At 50.2% G+C, this 21,198-nt stretch carries 12 protein-coding genes, 1 pseudogene and 1 other annotated feature; of the genes and pseudogenes, 2 read left to right on the top strand and 11 right to left on the bottom strand.

Annotation, left to right across the window (positions count from 1 at the left end; genetic code table 11):
- From M6D81_RS29090 to M6D81_RS29110, 5 genes and pseudogenes are all read right to left on the bottom strand, one after another.
- A pseudogene (locus tag M6D81_RS29090) lies at nt 1–208 on the bottom strand (hypothetical protein); the annotation flags it as partial.
- Nucleotides 209–298: 90 nt separating this feature from the next.
- A complete protein-coding gene (locus tag M6D81_RS29095; RefSeq protein WP_262680897.1) occupies nt 299–4,111 on the bottom strand; it encodes a DUF4838 domain-containing protein in 3,813 nt (1,270 codons plus the stop codon).
- 255 nt (nt 4,112–4,366) lie between these two features.
- Complete coding sequence (locus M6D81_RS29100) at nt 4,367–5,356, bottom strand: LacI family DNA-binding transcriptional regulator (protein WP_262680899.1); 990 nt, start codon at nt 5,354–5,356, stop codon at nt 4,367–4,369.
- A 214-nt stretch (nt 5,357–5,570) separates the two neighbouring features.
- A complete protein-coding gene (locus M6D81_RS29105) occupies nt 5,571–6,605 on the bottom strand; it encodes a Gfo/Idh/MocA family protein (protein WP_262680901.1) in 1,035 nt (344 codons plus the stop codon).
- 279 nt (nt 6,606–6,884) lie between these two features.
- Nucleotides 6,885–7,562: a serine/threonine protein kinase gene (locus M6D81_RS29110; RefSeq protein WP_262680903.1), complete on the bottom strand. Its 678-nt coding sequence runs from the start codon at nt 7,560–7,562 to the stop codon at nt 6,885–6,887.
- A 227-nt stretch (nt 7,563–7,789) separates the two neighbouring features.
- On the opposite strand from M6D81_RS29110, the gene M6D81_RS29115 reads away from it, so the two are divergent.
- Entirely contained in the window at nt 7,790–8,470 is a 681-nt protein-coding gene (locus M6D81_RS29115) for a hypothetical protein (RefSeq protein ID WP_262680905.1), read from the top strand.
- A gap of 221 nt (nt 8,471–8,691) precedes the next feature.
- On the opposite strand, the gene M6D81_RS29120 is transcribed toward M6D81_RS29115, so the two are convergent.
- Nucleotides 8,692–10,284, bottom strand: a complete 1,593-nt coding sequence (locus M6D81_RS29120; RefSeq protein WP_262680906.1) for an S-layer homology domain-containing protein — start codon at nt 10,282–10,284, stop codon at nt 8,692–8,694.
- A gap of 159 nt (nt 10,285–10,443) precedes the next feature.
- Nucleotides 10,444–11,214 carry a right-handed parallel beta-helix repeat-containing protein gene (locus M6D81_RS29125; protein ID WP_262680908.1) on the bottom strand — a complete coding sequence of 257 codons (771 nt, stop codon included), beginning with the start codon at nt 11,212–11,214 and terminating at the stop codon, nt 10,444–10,446.
- A 143-nt stretch (nt 11,215–11,357) separates the two neighbouring features.
- On the opposite strand from M6D81_RS29125, the gene M6D81_RS29130 reads away from it, so the two are divergent.
- The gene (locus M6D81_RS29130; protein WP_262680910.1) at nt 11,358–11,579 is read left to right on the top strand and encodes a hypothetical protein; all 222 of its coding nucleotides are present in this window, start codon (nt 11,358–11,360) and stop codon (nt 11,577–11,579) included.
- Nucleotides 11,580–12,533: 954 nt separating this feature from the next.
- On the opposite strand, the gene M6D81_RS29135 is transcribed toward M6D81_RS29130, so the two are convergent.
- From M6D81_RS29135 to M6D81_RS29150, 4 genes are all read right to left on the bottom strand, one after another.
- Nucleotides 12,534–14,201, bottom strand: coding sequence for a 2-isopropylmalate synthase (locus M6D81_RS29135; RefSeq protein WP_262680912.1), 1,668 nt, complete (start codon nt 14,199–14,201; stop codon nt 12,534–12,536).
- A 76-nt stretch (nt 14,202–14,277) separates the two neighbouring features.
- Nucleotides 14,278–14,533: a binding site (T-box leader), on the bottom strand.
- Nucleotides 14,534–14,650: 117 nt separating this feature from the next.
- Nucleotides 14,651–15,580: an iron-hydroxamate ABC transporter substrate-binding protein gene (locus M6D81_RS29140; RefSeq protein WP_262680914.1), complete on the bottom strand. Its 930-nt coding sequence runs from the start codon at nt 15,578–15,580 to the stop codon at nt 14,651–14,653.
- A gap of 202 nt (nt 15,581–15,782) precedes the next feature.
- Complete coding sequence (locus M6D81_RS29145) at nt 15,783–20,294, bottom strand: right-handed parallel beta-helix repeat-containing protein (protein WP_262680915.1); 4,512 nt, start codon at nt 20,292–20,294, stop codon at nt 15,783–15,785.
- Nucleotides 20,295–20,317: 23 nt separating this feature from the next.
- Nucleotides 20,318–21,196 carry a carbohydrate ABC transporter permease gene (locus tag M6D81_RS29150; RefSeq protein WP_262680917.1) on the bottom strand — a complete coding sequence of 293 codons (879 nt, stop codon included), beginning with the start codon at nt 21,194–21,196 and terminating at the stop codon, nt 20,318–20,320.
- Nucleotides 21,197–21,198: the final 2 nt, after the last annotated feature.

Here is a 21,198-nt window from a genome sequence, read left to right on the forward strand (position 1 = left end):
GAATGATCTCTTTCTTTGTCACTTCATAACTGCCAGGCAGACCAATTGTTAACTTCAATTGCTTCTGAGGCTCCTCCGATGGAGCAGAAGAATCATTCCCCGGCGAAGCGGATGGCGTATTATTGGAACCTCCGCCGTCAGAAGAACATGCAGTGAATACCATTACCAGAGCTAACATCATAATCCATATAGCAGACCCCTTTTTCAAAACATACCAACTCCCTTTTCTTTGAATTAGTTGTATCAAATGAAGAAATCGGTTACATTCAAAATGGAATAAAGGCAATCGATTTCCATGTTAATGTACAGGTATGATTTCAAGCTTCATATCATCAAACCATGCAGGTGCTGCAACGTTCGCATCTAATCTTAAATACACCTGTAGAAGTGTAGCTTCTGCTAAGGGAGTGACCTCCACCTCTAAAAATTGCCACCCTGCATCTGAAGTGCTAATCGGAGTATAGGAATATCTCAAAGATACACCCGACTCATTGGTTTCACGTATAGCAAACCTTGCATGGCTGTTTTCACTGTACACCCAGCCGCTCAAACGATAGTTGACTCCAGGAGTTTTCGCAATGTCAAAAGAACGACCTAGTACAGCTAAAGCCGGATTTTCTGGATCCAACGTCGCTTTGACAGCATATTCTCCCCTATGCACTTGCTCAGTTGATCGCTCCATCGCTCTATGATTCCAATACTTTGAAAGCAAAGGGTTTGTCGGATCACCCTCCTCGAAGCCGGGGTTTTTCAACAAGTTTGTGTAGTATACGATCTTGAGATTCGAATGCAGCACATCCTTGTCGCCCAGTCTTAAACGAATATCCGCGAAGTAATTGCCTTCTTCCAATCCCTCAGGAATGGTTAGTGTCCCTTCTACTGTTAAAGATTGGTTCGCAGGTACGTGAACCGGATTGCCAAAATGGAGTTGAATACCGTTGGTTGTATGGCCAGACAATTCAAATGTTAGCGCTTCAGAATGATTATTTTCAATCGTGACAGGAAATTGATACGTCCCGGAATATGTAGCCGAGATTTCTTCACTTAAGAGCTGAAGATCGATTTGTTGTCTGATCAGCACATAAGCTTCTTGAATCAGATACTGAGAATCGGCTTGATTCAACACCTCATCGGATCGAAGCTGCTCCACTTCTGCTATGAACTCTACGAGAAGGCTTACATATTGTTGAATCTCATCTTGCTGAAAATTTTCTTCGGCTGATTCTAGCAAATCAAGCATTGGCTGAGCCTGCTCGCCAGTCAATTTCCCTTCATTAATATAGAGATTGGCGATGTCAATCAAATCTGCTGCACCGTATTGGACTTGATAGACCCCAACATCATCCAAATAAACGATGGCATCAACTGCATTTTTAATTTGCGCATTGATCAGAATTTTTTCAATATCTGCCCCATTAATTTGTGCTGGCAATTCATCAAATATGGTGAGTTCTATCCATTCTCCGACATGATCAGCCAGCGTCAGCGCATCGGAGAAATACACCAATTTATTTCTTCCGGCATGAAGCTCAATGACTAATTGTACGGTACCTTGGCTAGTCGTATTTGCTGGTGTGAAGAATTTGACGGAAGATGCCAATAAACCAGGTTTTACATCCACATATTTCCACACACCTGCCAGCGTTGCGTTTTGGTAACGCATACTGTGAGTTCCGTCGGAAGCCTGTTCATCTGTAACTTCGATTATAGCAGACGTTTTGGGATTCCATAAGTTCCAGGATGGTACGCCATCCTCCTCGAAAGAGAAATCAGCAGCTAATGACTGTTCGAGATTACTCTGATCTAGCAAATAAGCGAATTCACGAAGTTTTGGCTTCGTCGTATTTTGTTGAAAAGAGAGAAGGCGTTGTTGGATTGCACTATCCTCATTCAAGGCGTCGTTAGCCTTCAAGTAATGCTGTACATGCCAAAATTCATCGGGATTCCAGCCGGACCATGTTTCCCCTAATTTAAAAGGATCACTAGGATATCTTTGTGTAGGGTTTTGGTTATATTCTTCAATGAGCTCCGGTCGACGCTTGACCATTTCTAATCGTTCTTCCAGCGTTTCTTCCAATTCATTCAATATTGCCAGCACGTCGTCATCCTTCTCAGGCTTTTCTAGTTGAAGCGGATAAGTCAGTCCTGAAGCTTCATAATATTCAAATTGGTGCAACAACTGCTCAGCTCTTGTTTTTTGCTCTGGTGTCTGAGCCTTCTCGATAACCGATTCTAGCAATGAGCGGCTTCGAATGATCTCATCTCTTGCAAATGCTAAATAAGAGTTATTTCTTCTTGATAAGAAGGTTTCATACTTTGATGTTTTGAACCAAGATGATTCTAACGCTTCCGTTCTCCAGAATTGTTCCCATAACTGAAAATATTCTCGCAAATCCGCAGCTGCATTAGGACCGACTGCTGATTCATACCAATGGTCAAGCAAGCTGTTCACATCTTGTTCCATACTCCAGCCAAGCTTAGCTGTGATCCAGGGCTGAGGACCATCTCCGAGTACTGGATGCATGTCCCAATGGTGCACCAGCACGTTCTGCTCCTGTGCATACGTATACAATTCTTCTACCCAATTCGGATAAACTCGCGGCAATGGGTAATCCCCACTTAATGAATAATCGTACCAGCCCAGTTGTGCCGCTTTTTCGCTCCAAGCATCGGAATGAGCTTTGCCTTGTGCTTCGACTTCAGCATCTATCCAAGCTAATCGATCCTTCGTGATCACGGGAATAACTCGCGAATTCAACGAGAAAGAAGGAGGATCTATGAGTTGCTCATAAGCGTAAAGACCGAACCATTTGTCCGGATAGTCCATCAACACACCTTCGACAACATCGTTTACCCACTTGTAATAAATTTCAGACATATGCTGTTGGCCAACTGAATTAATCTTGTTCGGAAATGCGGGATGAGCAGGATTTTCTTCACAATACCCGCTCGCATCGTTAGCAGCAAGAGAAAAAGAATTTGCATTAGGATTGTTACTAAAGTACGCTCTGATTTCTTCTATCGCTACCTGAACCGTAGCTGGATTACTGTAACACGGCTGCCAGCCGGAATGTTTTCCTACAGCAGGCGGCGTATTATTGGGATAAAAATTAGGATACTGTTCTGTATCTCCGTATTTCTCAACTGGAAAAATAGTAAACATGTTATGGCCTAGCGCTACTTCTGAAGCAGAAATAGTCCGGTTCTGGCGGCTCCAATCTGAACGAACCGTCCCATATATTGACCCGCTGCCCAAATTCATTGTGCGCCTTAATGTGAACGCTGACGGCTCATCCGTCCATTGTTCACTCGGCATACGCAGTTCTTCCAGCTGCGGAACGTCAATCCATTCTTCTCCCGGAAACAGCCATGTAACACCTACGTATTTCTCCAGAAAAGCATATGCTCCATTGCGTGTTCCGACTAGTGTCGGGCTTGTAATAATTAATTGCGTTTCTGAAGGAGCGATGATGAAGCCATCGGAATGAAGCGCTTTCACTTCTGAAGCAAATTGTTCATCCGCAAGATAAGAGCCTTCCCCAATACGCAGCATGATTGTCGATGTATCTATGTTCAGATTCTCAAGCTGGTCAACAGTATAGATCGGGAGTTCAACTTCTGTAGCACGCTCAAAGTAATCCGATATAGCGCTTGCTGCTTCATTGATCTCTACGCCGCTCTTTTCAGGTTTTACAATAACAGCATTTGCTTGACCTTCACGGACGATGTACAGCTGCGGCCTCTCCCATTCCAGCACCGCCATAACCGATTCCTCCAACTGAGTTTTTGCGGTTTCGGCAATATTTTTCTGCATCCCCTTAATGTTAAGATGCTTCAGGAAATCTTCCATCTTCTTGCGTGCCTGCTTTATCGAGCCTTTCTCCAACTGATGCTTGGCTTGCTGTAATTGATTTTCAAGCTGCTTGGACAACGGATGCCGCACATCCCCTGATAAGATCAACTGATCCAGCAACAATTGTACTTCATTGATCTGATCCAACGTCAGACTGTCCGGTCCTGCTTGCGCAGCGGTATTCTCTGTTAAAAAGGTCATTGAAGTGAAGAATACGGTTAACACGAACGTCCACAACATCCATTTGTGTTTCAACATGTTTCCCTCCTTTTTATTAAGAAATCGATTTCTTTTAAAGTGAGAACAAGTTGTCTTCCTCATAGTAACGTAATCCAAAAACAATTGCAATATACATTTTAAATTTCTGTTAATAAAGTCTAAAAAACACTTAATTCGTAAGGGTTTACACAGAATACAAACGTTTGTATTATTATGTGGCGTACTTGGCTAAACAAAAAGGACCCGACGCAGCAGCAATGCTTCTGTGTCAGATCCTGAAAATACGGAATATTGTTAAAGTTTGCGCACCGATGCCCTCTCCGTTATCCGGGATTCGATTCCAACCTCCCGCCATCCGGCACCTGGAAGAAGGAGGCTGTCATCGGTCAATATATCCAGAGACCGCATGACCAGATCGTTGATATCCGGGCCTACCGACGTAAGCGGGACATCATACAGCTGCTCCATCTCCGGTATATTGTCGTAAACGATAAGTGACAGGTCTTGCGGAATTTTCAGACCGCGATTGCGAATGACATGCAGCACCCGTAACAAGACGCCATGGCTGTCTACAACCAATGCCGTTGGACGCTCAAGCGCCGGAAGATCGAGTAGTCTATCCAGACGCTCCGCAATTGTTCCTGCATCCTGCTTGGCAGTTGTAATAATCCATTCAGGACGGTACTGCATTTGAAAATCCAACAGCCCTAATGTGAAGCCGGTCAGCTTATCTGTTTCATCACCGATGAACATAATTCGTCTGTGCCCGGATTCTTCAAGATGCCGCACGGCCTTGTATATCGCATTCTTCCGGTCGATCGAGATCCGGTGCACGCCATCGATATGGGCACCGCCCACAACGACAAACTGGCCGCGAACATGAGAGACAGCTCTATAAAACCGTTCAGTCGGAACCCACTCCGGCACTGCCCATAGCAAAATTCGATCTACGAAGTGCTCCGTCAGCACGCGCAGCGCCGATTCTGCATCGGTCGATGAAGTAAGCAGTGAAAATTCTCTCTTATCCGCTTCCTCCTGCAACCCCTGGCATAAGTGCGAGATGAAATAGCCGTGCAGCTGTGGACATATAAAACCGATACAGGAAGACAAGCGGTCCGTTAACCGCTTGGCTGCCAAATTGGGAATATAGTTCATCGTTTCCGCGAGTTCGGCAATTTTTTCACGTGTTGCCGCTCTGACGCGAGGATCCCCATTCAACGCCCTCGAAACTGTCCCGTACGTCACTCCCGCTCTTTTGGCAATATCCTTAATCGTTACCCTCATCCCGTCTTCTCCTTGCTACTGCGAATTTGATCGGCTGCAGATTCCTCCGCATCTATCTCGCCAGCCAACCCGCTGAGAACCTCTATTCTCATGCGAATTACTTCGCCTTGAAGCACATCAGCGCGCTAAGCAAGCCGTCCTCCATGAAAGCTCTGGAACCTTCCGTCCCCCACATGTTGCCTGCAAAATGACAGATTGAAGCGGTATCCAACCCCTACAATTGCGATACCGCCACCGGCTTGAGCCGATACTCCTCTCTGCTGCGGGAAGACACGTAAGTGCCCATAATAATCTCTAGCGAATGGCGCGCATCCATCCCGGTAATGGCGGGTTCGCGATCTTCCAGCACCGCTTGCGCCATGTCGCGAATTTGAATCACATGTCCCAAATATTCATCTTGGAAAACAGGGATCTCCACAGATTCATCAATCAGGTCCAGAGAAGATATCTCATCTCCGGTCAATATGACCGTCCCCTTCTCGCCATGCAGGCAAATACGGTGAGACGGCTGCTCATAAGCAGTCGTTGTCGCTTCAATGACGCCTAGCGCTCCGCTGCTGAACTGCAACGAGACGACGGCCGTATCCTCCACTTCAATATTGCGCAGCACGGGCCGTGCATATCCGGTAAGCGTCTCTACAGGACCCGCGAGCCATTGCAGCAGGTCGATCGTATGAATGCCCTGATTCATCATCGCGCCGCCGCCGTCCATGCTCCATGTTCCCCGCCAGCCCGCGCTGTCGTAATACGCTTGATCCCGATAAAACTTAATATGGCCGGAGCACAGACTCAATCTGCCCAGCCTTCCTTCGTCAATAAGCGACTTGACGAAGCGAGCGGCGGCAGACATTCTTCTCGGGAAGATAGCCGCCAGCTTCACACCCTGATCCTGGCACGTATCAAGCATCTCATCCAGCGCCTCCATGTCGATGGCAAGCGGCTTCTCGCAGACGATATGCTTGCCGGCCATGGCGGCTTTCATCGTCTGCTCGGGATGAAGACTGCTGGGCGTACATACACAGACAACATCAATATCCGCCCTTGCCAGCATTTCGTCATAATCTGTGTAATAACTGACGCCATATTCTTCCGCTAGTTCCTTGGCCCTCTCCTCGCTCATATCGCACACCGCCGCCAGCTCCGCTTCCTCCGCTTCGGCAATTCCTTTCAAGTGCGCAGCAGCAATGATGCCGCACCCCACAATTGCGAATCGAACACGCTTATCTTTGCGCTGTTCTTTCCCGTTCACCTTCTGTCTCCCCCTTATATGCCGACAAGACCGTGGCCGAGATTATGCGCTTTCATAGAGGTACATTCGCCAATAGGCCCCTCGACAGCTCGACGTATTGACTTACGGCCGCATGGATTACGAATGAACCGCTACGCAATACGACGACCTCTATTTTATAGACAACTTGCTGTGAAGCTTTGCTCCATTCCACCCTATTCGGAAATCGATTTCTGTCATCATTGTAGCACCATGTCCACCGATGTTCAATGTATTTCTCTCTTGCCTTGATCCCCTTGCTTACTTCAAAAATCGGGAAAACAGCGCGCTGACACGTCCGGCGAATTCCTCCAGACCAGAGCCCGCTTCATCCAGCTTGTTATAGCCGTTCCTAATGGAATCAACAAGCCATAATGGCAGCTTCTTGCCCGCAATGCCGGAATAAAACGTATCATACGCCCATACCAGATGCTCCCAACGCTTATCGTCGCCTTCCAGCGCATACTCCGACACGTCCAGCACCTTTCCGCGACCGTTTTGGATAATGACATTTTTCAAATGAATGTCCCTTGGATTCATTCCCCGTCCGCGCACAAGTCTTCTCGCTTCCTCTACGTCCCCGATAACCTGCTTCGGCACCTCGATGCCTTGCAGCAGACAATCCATCAGCGTCGGACCCGGCTCATAGCTGATTGCCAAGTAATTCCGCCCTTCGCCGTAGCATATAGGGAAATAAGGAATCCCTTCCAGTCGCTTGTACACTTCCCGTTCCCTGCTCTTCTTATGGAGCGCCTCATCCGTATACAATTTGAAAGCTAAGCCTGGCGCCTTGTCATGCACAAACACAGCGGCGTCCGTTCCTAGACCGATACAGTGAAGCCCTTCCGCATAACCCGTTATATGAACCTCTTCATTCCGGTCATTGCCCTCTACCTTGATGTTGTCCAGCGCTTCTTCCGCTTCTCTCCACTTCTGCATGCTGGCGTCCTCCCCCAGAAATCTGTAACGGAATGCAATTTTCTCTGTCTTAGTTCGATACTACAGCAAAACGGCTATAATAGCTATATCCGGCCAGTCTAGTTCCAGGCCAATGACATTGGCCTGGAAGAGACATCGCTCCCGCAGTTCGGGCGATCGGCCTGCAACCTTTCGCAGCAAAAGCAACGTCTAATCTAATACGTACACCAATACGAGGAGGGTTCATAATGAAAAAATGGCTTGTTATAGCACTCTCAACACTATTACTGGCGGCCGGCTGCTCCAATTCAAACGGCAACGATGAACAGGGGACGCCGTCGGAAGGCCCATCGGCTCCCGTCGCAACTGTAACGCCCGCTCCGCCAGTCTCGACTGATGAGCCGGTCACGGCAACTGAAGAGCCCCAAGTCGCAGCCACTTCGGAAGAAGCGGCCGCAGCATTAATAGCGGCGCTGAAGGAGAGCGATCTGGCCACTCTCCAATCATACATTCATCCAGAGAAGGGACTGCTCTTCTCGCCTTATGTCCATATCGACACGGACACCGCACAAGTATTCCAGCGCGAACAACTGCCGGATATGGAGGACGCGACGGAATATGAGTGGGGCGAATACGACGGAATAGGCGATCCGATCAAGCTGACCTTCAAGCAATATTATGAGAAGTTCGTCTATAACCAGGACTTCATGAATGCGGAAGAAACCGGCTGGGACGAAATTAAGGGAAGCGGCAATTCAATTCCCAATATAAAGGACGTGTATCCCGACAGCTATCTGGTCGATTACTACTTCAGCGGATTCAACGAGGATTTCGAGGGAATGGATTGGGAAAGCCTGATTCTCGTGCTGGAGGAATATAACGGCGGGTGGTACATCGTGGCCATCGCCCATTCGCAATGGACGATATAACGAAGGCTGAGATAGAGTTGCAGCAAATATATGCGGCTCTTTCACTGTGAAAAACGGCTCCTGCCCGGCAGAATGTTCTGCCGGGCAGGAGCTATTTCCAGGCTGTATGATAGAGCAGAGGGACCGCCGTTGCCTTGCCGCTGACGCCACTTGCACACCGTATGCCTTGCTCTCGCCCCCTAGAATGACCTAGTCCGCGCTGTCGCAATCCCCCTTAACCTCTAACCGTCAACACTTCTCGAATGGTTAAGTAGCCTAAGTAACATCGTCGTTGCTTCCGCACGCGTTGCTGTTTCATTCACAAACCTATTTTGTTCTCGGCCATTTACGATTCCAAGTTCATGCATCGCTTCGACTGCAGCTTTTGCCCAGTTTGGAATGTCTGCATGATCTTGAAAAGCCGTCTCTGCATACGAACTAAGTTGTAGATCAAGCGACCTTGCGAGCATAACGGACAATTCTGCACGAGTTATTTGGGCATTTGGACGGAATTGACCACCGTTATACCCTTGAATAATTCCTTTTTGTACTGCGTTCGCTATTGCATCTTCAGCCCATTCGCCAATCTGTGCTTGGTCTGTGAACATTGACAATGTCGCTTCTACCGGCAGAACCAATTTCTCTGTCATTTCCGATTGTTTCGCTAATGTGTTCATTAACATAACGGTAAATTCAGCTCTCGTAATCGGACTGTTCGGTTTGAACGTATTGTCGGGATACCCACTAGCGATTCCTTCTAGTATAGCGTTCATAATCGAGCTCTCCGCCCAATGCCCGTTAATATCTATTAACGAAATCTCAGGTGTTGGTGATTCAAGTTCAGACAATTCCCGGTGTATCGTCAATGTGTACGTCTTGCTTGTTCCATTTTCTGCTTGCACGATGAACTCCAATAAATTGTCGCCTTCTTCTAGATCTACCACGATACTTTTATCTATTACTTCACCCTGTAAAGTTACTTTCGCTGCGAAATGAGACGGTGAAAGCAGTACCTCGGTTTGATTCGCATTCGTTTGAACATTATAGTTCGTTTGCTCTTCCGTAAATATTGGATCAAGCGACACAGCTTCTCCGTTAATTTGCACGACTAAAGAATTCAAATATGCGTTTGAAGAAAGATAGGCCACTCCGCTATAATGACCGGAACTTCCGTTGGAAGAAGCTGAGGTCGTTGCAATCACGATTAATGGACTGCCTTCATTGCCTGCTGCATCGTATGCGATTAGTTCAAGTTTATAACTTGTATTGGCTTCAAGATTATCGATGTTTCGTTCATTCACACTGCTATCGACGTTTGCAACTTCATCGTCATTTACGTATAAGCGATAACCTGCAACATGAACATTATCCGTGGCGTCTGGCCAAGTCAGTTGTAAGCTATTGTGAGTCATGTTTGATAGGGTTAGTCCGCTATCAACCGGCCAAATTGGCGGATTCAGATCGACAGAAACGTATTTATAGATTCCTAAGTCCCATACGTCATCTCTTGAAACACCGTCATAATCCACATCGACATTTATTTTTTCATCGTAAAATCCAACAACATCCAATGCGGTTCCTTTGCCCCATGCCGGACTGTTCTCAGACAAATGCCAATCTTCGTAGCTGTTAACGAACAGCGGATCATCGTATACACCATTTCCTTCAACCGGTGCACTTGCGCAGTTATGATACAAATTATAGTCATGCTGAGGATTAATCGGTGCATGCGATTCAACAATTGCATTTCCTGTGCAACCTGCAAAGATATTATTATAAAACTTGGGAGATGCGTTCTCCGGCGACCATCCCGCTGTCGCCCCTCCACCGTTCATATATCGCACACCATACTGCGCATCAATGACAATATTATGATAAAAGCCGCTTTCCGTGCTGCCTCTGAACACGAGTGCGCTATTTACTAATCCTGGAGTTTCTGAAACAACAACATTATTCCATGCAGCCGCATGATAGGCTTCATATCCATCGGGGTCTTACGCGACAGATGATGGGTATGATCCGCCAAGGACGATCCCATTTTGTATAGACGTATTGACGGCGCGAATCGAATTGTTATAAATTTGAGCACTGCGTGTCCCTGCCGGCACCATAATCGCATTGACCGCATCCCGTATTTCGTTGCCTGCAATGACTGGCTGGTCTACGTTGGCCATTACGACCGCAATATTAAGATCATATAATGTATTGTCTACAACAGTGATATGATCTCCGCCCAGCGCTTGAACAGCTTTTCCGCCAGCAGCATGAATAAAATTGCCGCTGACGATACAATTTGAACAGTTATTCATATGAATGTATGTATCCGCACTGCCTGTTCCAGCGACGTCCTGTGTAATCTCAAAATCTTGAATCGTAATATATTGTGAATGATTCAATTGCATTTTGCCCTTCGTATTCAGTCCCGTAAACAACAACTGAGCTTGCTGCTTATTTCTCGCCTTGATCGTAATGGGGGCCTCGTTGGTTCCACTGTTGCTGAACTCGATGATTTGGTCGGAAGTATATACCCCGTCTTCAAATATAGCCGTATCACCAGCTCGAAGCGTTGTAGCTGCTTTATGAAGCGTCTTCCATGGCTGTTGCTCTGTTCCGTCATTGTTATCATCTCCACTTGGAGAGACAAAATAAAAGTTCGTGATAGCGCTTACTTCGTTATGTGCATAAACATTAAAGTTTGCCAATAGTCCGATAAGTAACGTGAAAATGCTGACTCTAACAATAACTTTACTTACATTAGCACTCATATAACTCCTCCTCATGACGAATTAGGCCGCGAGAAACAGACTTCACCTTAAGTCACAAGAGAAAATCTTGTTTCGTAGCGAGATAAATGATCGCATTGATTGCATCAACCTTTCAGACTAATGTGGGGCGATACCTTGTATTCATGAATGCAGAAGAAATCGGCTGGAACGAAATGAAGGGAAGCGGCAACTCAATTCCCAACATAAAGGACGTGTATCCCGACAGCTATCTGGTCGACTACTACTTCAGCGGCTTCAACAAGGATTACAAGGGCATGGACTGGGAAAGCCTGATCCTCGTACTGGAGGAGCATGACGGCGGTTGGTATATTGTCGCTATCGTCCATTCGCAATGGACGATTTAACGGAGACTGGAGATAGTCTGGAGACAGGATGATACAGCAAGTATATATGGTTGCCAGCATGTCATTCACTGTGCACAACGCCTAATGGCGTCCGTTTACTATTCTCGTCCTGCTCATTTGCACCTTTTCGGCGCTCTAATGTAGGCCATCTACACTATTTCCGCTCGATCGCACCTTTTCGGCGCTCTAATGTAGGCCACCTACACTATTTCCGCTCGCTCGCCCCTTTTCGGCGCTCTAATGTAGGCCACCCACACTATTTCCACTCGCTCGCCCCTTTTCGGCGCTCTAATGTAGGCCACCTACACTATTTCCACTCGCTCGCACCTTATCGGCGCTCCAGTGTTGGCTGCATACACTATTTCCACTCGCTCGCACTTTTTCGGCGCTCTAATGTAGGCCACCTACACTATTTCCACTCGCTCGCCCCTTTTCAGCGCTCTAATGTAGGCCACCTACACTATTTCCACTCGCTCGTACCTTTTCGGCGCTCTAATGTAGGCCACCTACACTATTTCCGCTCGCTCGCACCTTATCGGCGCTCCAGTGTTGGCTGCATACACTATTTCCACTCGCTCGCCCCTTTTCGGCGCTCTAATGTAGGCCATCTACACTATTTCCGCTCGCTCACAGTTTTTCGGCGCTCTAATGTAGGCCACCTACACTAATCCGGTCCGTTCGCACCTTTTCGGCGCTCCAGTGTAGGATTCCTACACTATTTCCAATCGCTCGTACCTTTTCGGCGCTCTAATGTAGGCCACCTACACTAATCCGGTCCGTTCGCCCCTTTTCGGCGCTCTAATGTAGGCCACCTACACTAATCCGGTCCGTTCGCCCCCTTTTCGGTGCTCCAGTGTTGGCTGCATACACTAATCCGTCCCGCGCGAATACCACGCGCAAAAACCTCGCTTCGCACGGACGAAGACGAGGTTTTTGCGCAGCTTGCCGAGTCGCTTATCGCTTGGCGATCAGCAGATTGTTGACGGCGCTGAACAGCGCCTTCACGGAAGAGGTCATAATATCGACATCGGTACCGCAGCCCCAATAGACGACACCGTCCGCTGCCGTAACGCCGATATAGGATACCGCCTGCGACTTGGAGCCGCGTTCCAGCGCATGCTCCTTGTAGACCAGATCGGAATATTCGACGTCAAGCTCGGTCTGAAGCGCATTGCTGATCGCATCCAGACGGCCGTTGCCCGTTCCCGAGATGTCTTTCGCAGCACCGTCGCTCTTAATCGTGACGACTGTCTTGAAGTCATCATCGTCCGTATAACGGTACTTCACGAACTCGACCGGCGACTTCAAATTAACGTACGTGCTCAAGAAAATATCGTAGATTTCCTCCACCATCAGCTCCTGCTGCTTCTGGTCGGACACATTTTTCACGCAATAGCCGAAATTCTCGCGCATGAGCGGCGGCAGATCCAAGCCGTACTTCTGCTGCAGCAAGTACCCGATGCCGCCTTTGCCCGACTGGCTGTTAATGCGAATAATATCGCCTTCGTATTCTCTTCCGATATCCTTCGGATCGATCGGCAGATACGGAACGGACCAATGCCGGCATTCCTGCTCTTCGCGCCACTTCATCCCCTTCGCGATCGCATCCTGATGCGAGCCGGAGAAGGCAGTGAACACAAGCTCACCGCCGTACGGCTGGCGCTCGCCCACTTTCATCTTCGTCAACCGTTCGTATACGGCAATAATCGCCGGAATATTGTCGAAGCGGAGTTGAGGATCTACCCCATGGGAATACATATTGAGAGCCAAGGTGACGATGTCCACATTGCCCGTGCGCTCCCCGTTGCCGAACAGCGTGCCTTCGACGCGCTGCGCTCCCGCCAGCATAGCCAGCTCGGCGTCCGCCACGCCCGTTCCTCTGTCGTTGTGCGGATGCAGAGACAGGATCACACTGTCGCGATAGTTCATATGCTTGCTCATATATTCGATCTGGCTGGCGTATACATGCGGCATGGACATGGACACTGTGGCCGGCAGGTTGATAATGACCGGATTGTCCGTCGACGGCTGCCATACGTCCAGCACGCTGTTGCATATATCAAGCGCGAAGTCGATCTCCGTGCCTGTGAAGCTCTCAGGCGAATACTGGAACTGGAAGTTGCCTTCCGTCTCCTCGGCGCATTGCTTCAACAGCTCCGCTCCGGAAGTCGCAATCGCAATAATCTCTTCTTTGGTCTTGCGGAACACTTGCTCGCGCTGCGCTACGGAGGTGGAGTTATACAGATGGACGACCGCTTTTTTCGCGCCTTTCAGCGACTCGAAGGTTTTGCGGATAATATGCTCTCTCGATTGGGTCAATACCTGAATCGTCACATCGTCCGGAATGAGATTCTGCTCGATCAGCGTGCGCAAGAAGGCGAATTCCGTCTCCGAAGCGGCGGGGAAGCCTACCTCGATCTCCTTGAAGCCGATGTCGACAAGCATTTGGAAATATTCCAGCTTCTCCTCCAAATTCATCGGAACGACTAACGCCTGATTGCCGTCCCGCAGGTCGACGCTGCACCAGATCGGCGGCTCTGTAATGTATTCCTTCTTCGTCCACTCCAAACTCGTCTCAGGCGGCATAAAATACCCTCTTGCATACTTTTGGTCATTTTTCATGCTAATCATCCTTTTCTTTAGAGGTGCTTGCCCATAACTGTCGTCTTAAGAATGAAAAAAAGTCCTTCGTCTCTTATAAAGAGACGAAAGACTTTGACATCTTACGCGGTACCACTCTCATTCATACCTATAAGGTATGCGCTCAAGCAGACAGATGTTCATACGAACCGCTATCCGCCCTGGTGATAACGGCCAGGTCCCGGCTCCGCCTACTTCATTCGTTCAGCGGGCTACTCCAAGGTGAGTTCCGATATTCCTCACGGCTGCTTCGCACCGGCCAGCAGCTCTCTGGGCGTTAAGAAAATCGTACTAGTCCTCTTCGTCGTATTTCAATATTGCCCCTATTTTATAACACATACCTCCACTTAGCAAGTGAATATTGGCAACTATTTCACCCGTTCCTGAAACGTTCCGTCGCCTGGCGGATAATATCGTCGCCTCTCAAGGCTCTATCTTTGCAGAAATCCTTCTTCGAAAATGTTCATGAGATACTCTAGTGTCATCGGATCGCTGTACGTTGCGGCTTCCATATCGATTTCAATTACACGATCTGCTTTGACGGCAGGCACGTTCTTCCAAGTTTCGGTTTGCAGGAACTCGTTGTCCGCCGACGGCTTGCGGCTAAGCACAATATAATCGCCGGCGTATTCGGGAATCGTCTCCAATGAAATTTCGTGGTACCCGGGACCTAAAGCATCCTTCTTCACATTGTCCGGCATGGCCAGCCCCATTGCCTGATACAATACTTCCGTCCCTCTCGCCCAATTGTTCCCGTACACGTAGATACTCTTATCATACATCTCCAACACCGAGACGGTTGCATCCTTGCCAATTTTCTCTTTCACTTGCTTTCCGAGCTCATCGGCACGTTTCGTAAAGTCTTGTATCCAGGCACGCGCTTCCTCTTCTTTGTGCAACAGCTTGCCGATTTCCAGTTGCTGCTCCAGATAGTCCAGCTTGCCCCAGGTGAAAGCAACGGTCGGAGCTATCGCTTTGAGATCCTCCAGATTCTCGAAGTGTGAGCCGGCAATGATCAGATCCGGATTCAGGGCCAGAATTTGCTCCGCATTTTTATAGGAGACAACTTCTACGCCTTCCAGCGCCTCTTGAAAATGCGGGCTTCCCGCCGTCCATTCGTCAACTCCGACAACAGAACCGCCCAGCGAGATGACGTTCGGAGCATTCGTAAGCGCGACAATTCTTTGCGGTTCTGCGGGAATCTCGACAGGCCCGTTCTCCGATTCGTATACGATCGTCCCCTCCACCCCCGACTGCTCCGGTTCAACCGTTTCTTGACCGTTTGTGCCTTGCCCTTGCCCGCAGCCCGTCAGCAACGCAAGAAAAATAGCCAGCCCAATCGTAAATTGAAATGCTTTCATCGTGTTCTCCCCAGTACTCTTGTTTATTTTGATAATGATTATCAATATTGTTTACGGCTATACAATACACGGTTTCTGTCGGGCTGTCAATACTATGCCTTGTGTGTCTTGTGCCTCGCATGAAGTTCCGCTATCCGTTGCCATCCTCTGCTCACTGCCGCACAATGAAGGGCTCCCCTGACAGGGAGCCCCTCTTCCCGGCTTAACGATGATGAGGCACCGTCACCGTTCGCTGTGTTGTAACGGCATTGCCCGCTTCGTCGGTCGCTGTGTAAGCGACGGTATAGATGCGCCCCGTACCGCCGCCGTCGCGCTCGCTTCGCAGTTGGAAGCTCGTATCCGCCGAGCCGATATTCGCCACGATGTCCCCGCCATCGTCTGATTCGTTCATCGCTATGCCGCTGAGCATCACATCCCTGACGCCCGAGCCCGTATCCTCTGCGGCAACGTCCGCATGAATCGCAACCAGCTCATGATTCGGCGGCCACAGCTCCGTCCGGTCAAGCGTAACGTCAAGCGTCGGCGCTATTGTATCCACCTGAATGCGAAGATCCTCTTCCGACTCTTGCCGCTCCTCCACATTGCCGAACAGATCGACTGAGCGGAAGCTTAGCTCATAGACGCCGTCCGGAAGCACGATGGATGAAGTGTACGCGACATAACCTTCCGTCGGGGGCAGGGATATGCCATACACACTCTCGATAACTGTCAGCTTGTATTCTGTATAAGCGATTGCGGTGCGCTCATCGCTCGTCGCCTCCGGCTCTACCGTCGCTTCGCTCGTATACCAGCCGTTGTCTCCTTGCTGTCCGGATACAGCAGCTACGGTGATGGGAGCGGCAATCGCCTCCTCCTCGATATGCTCCGCCAGCGGCAAGCCGAGCTGCTTGATTCCTTCAGCGGCAAGATGGGCGAAGTAGGCTGCGCCAAGCTCGTTGAAGTGGGTATTATCCTGCTTGCCATCGGGGTAATTCGGCGACTCTCCGGGCTCCAGCCACAAGAACAGCTCCTTCGTAAGCTCCGGCCCCAATTGTTCGTATAGCGTCTTGCTCGTCGCGTTGAAGTCGATTACCGGAACATTCAGCTCGCTTGCCATCTCTCTTACGGCAACAGGGTAATCGCCCAGCGACATGATCAGCGTTCCGTCCTCATGGAACTGCCGCCGGTTCATCGAAGTAAGCAGTACGGGAATTGCGCCCTTCGCTCTTGCGCTCTGAATATAGTATTTCAAGTGATCCTTGTATGTGGTGAACGGCTCCGTATGCTTATACTCCAACGTTGACTGGTCATTATGGCCGAACTGGATGAACAAGTAATCGCCATCCTCGATCGCCAGCTCCGTCTTCGCGAACTGCCCCATATCGAGATAGCTCTTGGAGCTGTGTCCGGAGGAGCCGTAATTGTATACGGTGACAGCATCGTCGAACATCTCCTTGAATTTCGTGCCCCATCCGGTGAGCGGAGAACGGTAGGCGGGGAAGTCCGCCATCGTGGAATCGCCGATCAGGAACACCGCCGGACTGGCGCTTGGCTCGCCGCCCCTGTAGATGCCCATATCCCAGTCCGCTTCCCGCACCGCGCCGTCATAATCATGCGATACATCGATCAGCGTTCCGTCCTTCAGCATGAAGCCTGCGATGACTTCTCCCGCGTCAATCGCGGGACTGCCGTAGCCGAGATGCCAGTTGCCGTTGTATGGATCGGCCAGCAGCGGATCGCCGTATACGCCGTTCGCCTCCGACGGCTCGGTCGCATTGCCGTAATAGAGGTTGTGATCGTGGACGAGATTGTCGGGAGTCTGAACGATGCCAAGTCCGTCTACGGTCGCCCCCACAATAATGTTATTTTTGAACACGGCATTCACATTCGGCGGATTCCAGTCCCATCCGATGGCGACATTATTCGGCTCCCAGAAGTGAATGTTATACTTCGCCCCGATGACGATATTGTTGTATGCCGCGCTGTCCTTGCTGCCCATGAACGTGATGCCTTGCCGGAGCAGCCCCGGAAGCTCGGAGATGACGACGTTGTTGTAAGCGAGGCCGTTCCACATCTCGAATCCGTTCACAGAAGGATCGGCCGTCGATACGGGATCGGTCTGTCCGCCCAGGTAGATGCCGCTGCCTCTCATCATGACGTTGGCATTGTGCACGTAATTGTTATAGATGAGGATATTCTCCGAGCCGCCCTTCGCGAGCAGCCCGTTCCGCTCGACATCGTACACCTCGTTGTTCCTCATCGTGCTGTCCTTCACATTGACGAAGTCGACGCCCTCATGGGTAATATCGTATATATAATTGCCCTCCACGAGCATGTTGCTGGTATGAGAGCCTTTCACCCCATCCTCGAAGGCATGATGAATTTTGTTGCCGATAATATGGATATAATTCGTATCGTTGACGACTCTGATGAGAATATCCGTCGTATCGACCCCTTTCCTGTTTTGCGTAATCTCGAAATCTTGCAGCGTAATATAGGATTTGCCGCGGATATATATTTTCGTCGTTGGCATATTCATGTATTTGATGACCGCGCCATGCTTGTTCCGCGACTTGAACAGAATCGGCTCCGTCTCCGTTCCGCTCTCCTCGAAGTAGGCAACCCTCGTCTCCTCATATAATCCATCTTCGAAAATAACCGTATCTCCACGCTGGGCGGAATATGCCGCATGATACATCGTCCGCCATGGCTCGGCTTCCGTACCCGGATTCTCGTCATCTCCATCAGGCGACACATAATACGTGCCTCCCGGCTCCGGTCTGGGGTCACCAGGTCCTCCCGGTACGGTGCTGCCCTCAATCTCCGTCACCGTAACGTCGTCGATCAGAATATCGCTTCTGAATATTGCAGCCGCAATGCCGCCGTTCGATAAGCCCGCATCCGATCCGCTCAGCAGCAGATGCCCGTCCATATGCACCTGCAAGCTTGTGCCGTTGACCGTGAACTTCAGGTTATGCCAGCCGGGTGAAGGATTCCATTCCAGCTTCTCCTGCAGCGGAATGACTACGCCTCCCACCTTCTTCTTCAGGCCGATATACCCGGTCTCGGGATGACCCTTCATCTCCAGCAGATAGTAGTTCTGAGAGTCCGTATGTCTCGTATACAGGGTGAAAAACCCGTTCTTGTGATAAAATTGCCGGAAATTGACGCGCAGATCGACGGCGTAGCTCTCCCATTCCAGCGAGCCCGCAGTCGCCTTCGCTACGCCGCTTGCGACTGACGCATCCGGCTGCGTATAGGCCTGGTTGCCGCCCGGCGTCTCCTCCGCCGCCGCCATGCTTCCGGACGTCACCGTCCACTGGCCGTCGCCGCTCTCGAAATCGTCCGTGAACACGACCGTACCGTCAGTGACGGGATTGGACGTCGGCGCCGGCGTCGGTGTCGGATCAGGTATTGGCGTTGGCGACGGGGCGGTTGCCGCTTCGGCGTAAATGCCGAGATCCCATGACGCCGTGCGCTGCTCGCCCGCCGCATCATGCGACACGTCAATCGGCAGGCCGTCGAAGCCCGTCAGGGCAATGACTTCGCCGCTTCCGACAGCGGGGCTGTCAGACTGCAACCTGAGGTCTGTATAAGCGGCGACGAACTTGGGATCGGCGTACACCCCGTTCGGCTCAATCGGCTCATCGGCCGTATTAAAGTACAGATTATGGTCGTTCGACAAGTTGACCGGAGCAACGGAATGCAGCTGCGCGCCGCCCACGATATCCGAGAAGATATTGTTCTTCACGATAGAGTTAGTCGGCAAGGGCGACCAGCTCTCCGTCGTCAAGCCGCCCGCGGCGAAGCGGACGCCGTATTGCGATCCCGCAACGACATTGTTGATGAAAGCGCTGTCCAAACTTCCCAAAAAGCCTACCCCGCTTTGAAGCATGCCCGGAACATCAGAAATAATTGTATTGTTCCATGCAGCCGCATGATAGGCCTCATAACCGTCGGGGTCGTACGAGCTCGACGCCCGGGAATTGGCGCCTAGCAGGATGCCGAAGCGCATGAATGTCGTTCCCGTATGAATGACATTGTTGTAGATTCTGGCATCTCTCGTGCCCGACATAATTCCGATGGCGCTCACGTCAATATCTTGCAGCGCGTTGTTTCGAATGACTGGCGAATCCATATTTTTCAGCAAGATGCCCTGTCCGGACAGATCGAACAGCTCATTGCCCTCAATCGTTACGGGACCGCCGCCCGTGCCGACCACTCCCTTGCCTCCGGCTCCGTGAATCCGATTGCCGATAATGCCGATCGCGGAGCTGTTGCGGCTATCGATGAAGCCGTCGACGCTCACCGTCCCCTTCACATCCTGCGTAATCTCGAAATCCTGCAGGACGATATGGCTTCTGGATGATAGAACAAGCTTGCTCGTATGATTCAGGCCCACATATTGCAGCACGGCTCCGTGCTTGTTCCTTGCCTTCAGGGTGATCGGAGCGGCTGCACTGCCGCTATTCGCGAAGTGGGCGACTTCCGTCTCCTCGTACACCCCATCCTCGAATATCGCCGTATCGCCCGCTTGCAGCGTCGCTGCAGCCATCGCCATCGTCGCCCAAGGCTGCGCCTCCGTGCCGGGATTGCCGTCCGAGCCGGCAGGCGACACGTAATACGTGTTGCCTGCCGCCAGCGCGTACCCCGCAGTACCCCATTCCATTATGCATCCGAACAAAAGCGCTATCGTCAGCAGCTTTGCAATGAACGTCATCCCTTGCTTTTTCACCAACCATACCTCCCCTTCGCTTCTTATTCCTTTACTGCGCCGATCATCACGCCTTTCACGAAATACTTCTGCAAGAACGGATAGAGACAAATGATCGGCAAAATCGTCACCATAATCGCGGCATACTTCACCTGCGTGCCTACAAGCGCCCGCTCGAACTGGTCCGTCATGCCCTCCATCAAGGAATCCTGCTGCTTCACCAATATTTTAAACAGATACAGCTGAAGCGGCTGAAGCTTGGCGTTGGACAGATAGATGAGCGAGGAGAAATAATTGTTCCAGTAGCCCACCGCATAGAAGAGCACAAGCACCGCCGTAATCGGCTTGGATAATGGCAGCATAATGCTCCATAGTATCCTCGCTTCGTTCGCCCCGTCGATCTTGGCCGACTCCTGCAGGCTCTCGGGGATGCTCTGGAAGAAGGTGCGGGCAATAATGATGTTGAAGGCGCTGATCGCCCCCGGCAAGATGACCGCCCACCTCGTATCGTACAGATTCAGACTGTTGACGATAATGTAGGTAGGGATCAATCCCCCTGTGAAAAACATCGTAAAAGCGAAAAAGAACATAAGGGGATTGCGGGCAAAAAACGTCGATCTCGACAGCGGATAAGCGGCCATGACGGTCACGACGACACTGATGGACGTGCCGACAATCGTATACCACAGCGTGTTGTAATACGCGATCCATATGTCGGGATTTTCGAACACGATGCCGTATGCCTCCACAGAGAACCCCTTGGGGAACAAATATACCTCCTTGCGCATCGCGAACACCGGATCGCTGATCGACATGCTAAGCACATATAAAAACGGGTACAGCGTCACCACAATAACAAGCAGGTTCACCCCGATGATGAACAGGTCGGACAATCTCTCTCCTATCGTTTTCTGCAATTGCATCC

Origin of the sequence: Paenibacillus sp. J5C2022 (assembly GCF_025567625.1) — a bacterium.
Classification (GTDB): domain Bacteria; phylum Bacillota; class Bacilli; order Paenibacillales; family Paenibacillaceae; genus Pristimantibacillus.

Bases quoted from the DNA above. Each gene is read 5' to 3' on its own strand.
- M6D81_RS29095 (WP_262680897.1), bottom strand. From the start codon at position 4,111: ATGTTGAAACACAAATGGATGTTGTGGACGTTCGTGTTAACCGTATTC.
- M6D81_RS29100 (WP_262680899.1), bottom strand. From the start codon at position 5,356: ATGAGGGTAACGATTAAGGATATTGCCAAAAGAGCGGGAGTGACGTAC.
- M6D81_RS29110 (WP_262680903.1), bottom strand. From the start codon at position 7,562: ATGCAGAAGTGGAGAGAAGCGGAAGAAGCGCTGGACAACATCAAGGTA.
- M6D81_RS29115 (WP_262680905.1), top strand. From the start codon at position 7,790: ATGAAAAAATGGCTTGTTATAGCACTCTCAACACTATTACTGGCGGCC.
- M6D81_RS29120 (WP_262680906.1), bottom strand. From the start codon at position 10,284: ATGAACGGTGGAGGGGCGACAGCGGGATGGTCGCCGGAGAACGCATCT.
- M6D81_RS29125 (WP_262680908.1), bottom strand. From the start codon at position 11,214: ATGAGTGCTAATGTAAGTAAAGTTATTGTTAGAGTCAGCATTTTCACG.
- M6D81_RS29130 (WP_262680910.1), top strand. From the start codon at position 11,358: ATGAATGCAGAAGAAATCGGCTGGAACGAAATGAAGGGAAGCGGCAAC.
- M6D81_RS29135 (WP_262680912.1), bottom strand. From the start codon at position 14,201: ATGAAAAATGACCAAAAGTATGCAAGAGGGTATTTTATGCCGCCTGAG.
- M6D81_RS29140 (WP_262680914.1), bottom strand. From the start codon at position 15,580: ATGAAAGCATTTCAATTTACGATTGGGCTGGCTATTTTTCTTGCGTTG.
- M6D81_RS29150 (WP_262680917.1), bottom strand. From the start codon at position 21,196: ATGCAATTGCAGAAAACGATAGGAGAGAGATTGTCCGACCTGTTCATC.